The 2,472-nt window shown below is 62.3% G+C and carries 2 protein-coding genes; both read right to left on the bottom strand.

Annotation, left to right across the window (positions count from 1 at the left end; translation table 11 throughout):
* Positions 1-87 precede the first annotated feature (87 nt).
* Complete coding sequence (gene istB, locus ACTQ40_RS10370; RefSeq protein ID WP_230205501.1) at positions 88-852, bottom strand: IS21-like element helper ATPase IstB; 765 nt, start codon at positions 850-852, stop codon at positions 88-90.
* Positions 853-854: 2 nt separating this feature from the next.
* The gene (istA, locus tag ACTQ40_RS10365) at positions 855-2,315 is read right to left on the bottom strand and encodes an IS21 family transposase (RefSeq protein ID WP_123220231.1); all 1,461 of its coding nucleotides are present in this window, start codon (positions 2,313-2,315) and stop codon (positions 855-857) included.
* Positions 2,316-2,472: the final 157 nt, after the last annotated feature.

Here is a 2,472-nt window from a genome sequence, read left to right as displayed (position 1 = left end):
TGTTTTTCACAACAACTAAATTTAGGATTTCACGACTAATTTCTTTCGGGTTTCACCGTTTTGCAAAGGTGCCGCACCCTTTCTTCGCTAACTGTCCGATCTTCCCATCATCAAGGCTTCCTCGAACCTTCTGCTCTGCCCGCCGAACTCAACCAGCCGACCATGATGCATGATCCTGTCAATCGTCGCCGTGGCCAGGTGCGCGTCTCCCAGCACAGTGCCCCATTTGCCGAACTCTATGTTGGTTGTGACGATCATGCTCCTCGTCTCGTACGTTGCCGACATCACCTGGTAGAGCAGCCGAGCGCCCTCGATGTCTATCGGGATGTAGCCGTACTCGTCGATTATCAGCAGGTCCGCCTTGGCTATGTCGCGAAGCACCTGCTCGAGCCTGTTGTCGGCGACGGCCGCCTTCAGCATCAGCACCAGCGACGCGGTCTCGAAGTACCTGACCTTGTAGCCCCGCTCGGCCGCCAGCACGCCCAGTGCGATCGACAGGTGGGTCTTTCCGCGTCCGCATCCTCCGTAGAACACGAAGTCCTGGGCCTGCCGGACAAACTCCAATGACACCAGGTCATCGACGGTGTAGCCGTCTGGGAAGGACACCTCGCCGAAGTCGAAGTCCGCGACCGACTTCACGGCCGGGAATTTGGCCTGCTTCATGAGCCTTGCCTTCCTGTTCTCCTCCCTGGTGGCGTTCTCGCTCCTGATCAGCTCGCATGCAGCCACCAGCTGGCCTCGCGTGGCATCCTTGGAAAACGCCGCGATCGTCGACTTGGTGAAGTACATGGTCCTGGCCAGCGCGGCGAACTCCGCCTCGATCTGGCCCCTCGTCATCTGCTCGATGTCCATGGCTAGGCCTCCTTTGCGAAGACGGCGTCGTACATCCCGAGGTCGGGGCTGTCGTCGTATGCGATGGACCCTTGGCCGTTCGCCGTGCATGCGGCAGCCAATGCGACGTCAGCGCGGCTGGGGACGCCGCCGTCGGCGCCGAGCGCGGCCATCGCCGCTACCGCGGCCTCGTAGCCCGCATCCGCGCTGACGTCGCGAAGCATCCTGAGCATCGTGCCCCTGTCGGCCCTGCCCATGGAATCCATCGACCTGGCCAGCGATTTCGGCAAGGTCGCCCTGACGGCGCTGTTCTGCCATCCGCCCGGCTTCCTGCAAAGGAGCGCCAGCTGCGACATGGGGTCGCTGGCCTTGGTGGGCGCATCCCCGTATGCTCGGTCGAAGGCGGCGATCTGCGTGCCCTCGCCGTCGTAGAAGGCTACCCGGAATGCGCCCAGCTCGACGATCACCCTCTCCTCGCCGTGGTCCGGCCCGAGCGGGTAGCGGTGTCTGCCGTCGAGGCACGCGTCGCCGTACTTGTCGGTCTTGGCCGTGACTATCTTCGCGACGCGGAAGGGCTTCGCCGGCAGGTCGGCCATGGCCACGCAGTCCTCCATGAACAGCTGGCGCTCGGGCTCCCCTTTGAGGTAATGGTCCTTGCCGGCGCGATCCAGGCACCTGCCGAGGATCCGCTTGTTGTAGGCGGGCAGGCTGTCGATGCGGGGAACGGGGACGAACAGGTTGCGCCGGATGGCCCCGACGGCATTCTCCACGGAGCCCTTCTCGTGGCCGGAGTTGGGGTTGCAGAAGGAGAAGTCGAACCCGTAGTGGGCGGCGAAGCGCGTGAACGTGTCGGCGGTGCTGACAACCTGGCCGACCCTTCTGCCGACGCCCGTGGCGTTGTCAAACACCAACCGGGTGGGCACGCCCCCGCAGAACTCGAACACGGCCTTCAGGCCCTCGCAGACGCATTCCGACGTCTCGCCCCAGAAGCATTGCGCCAGCGACACGTTGGAGAACGGGAAGGTGACCACCAGGTAGTGCACCTCGCGCATGACGCCCAGCACCCTGAAGTCGCACACGCCGAAGTCGACCTGCCCCTCGCCGGGCGCCCATTCGAGGTTGAGGAACTCGTCTTTGGCGCCTTTGAGCTCGGCTTTGCGCTTCTTGACGTAGGCCTGGACGATTGTGTAGCTGCCGTCGTAGCCGCATTCCGCGACGAGCCGGTCGAATACCCGCTGGGCCGTGTGTCGCTGCTTGGGGCGCCGCTTCCTGTCCTCCGCAAGCCAACGATCTATCGTCGCCTTGAACGGGTCAAGCTTCGAACCGCGCCTCTTCCTGGGCTTGACCTGAGGGGAGAAGTCGTCCATGTCGCGGTATTTGCGCACCGTGGGCTCGGAGATTCCCTCCTCCCTGGCTATCTGGGCGACGCTGTCGCCACGGGCAGCGCGCTGCTTGATTGCTAGAATAGTTGACATGCCGATCATTTCCTTTCCGGCCTCCTTGAGTCGATTACCGAAGCAATGACTAAGTTAGGCCATCCGTTGGAGGTGGTCGGCGCCTTTGCTTATGAGGCGAAACAATCGTCGTGAAACCCGAAACTTTTATCTCGTGATTTCCTAAAAATAAAAGCTATCAAAAACA

It is taken from the genome of Collinsella sp. Sow4_D11 (genome assembly GCF_052116465.1).
In the GTDB taxonomy this organism is placed as follows: domain Bacteria; phylum Actinomycetota; class Coriobacteriia; order Coriobacteriales; family Coriobacteriaceae; genus Collinsella.
Note: the sequence above shows the minus strand (reverse complement) of the source record. Positions and strands in the feature narration are given on the sequence as shown.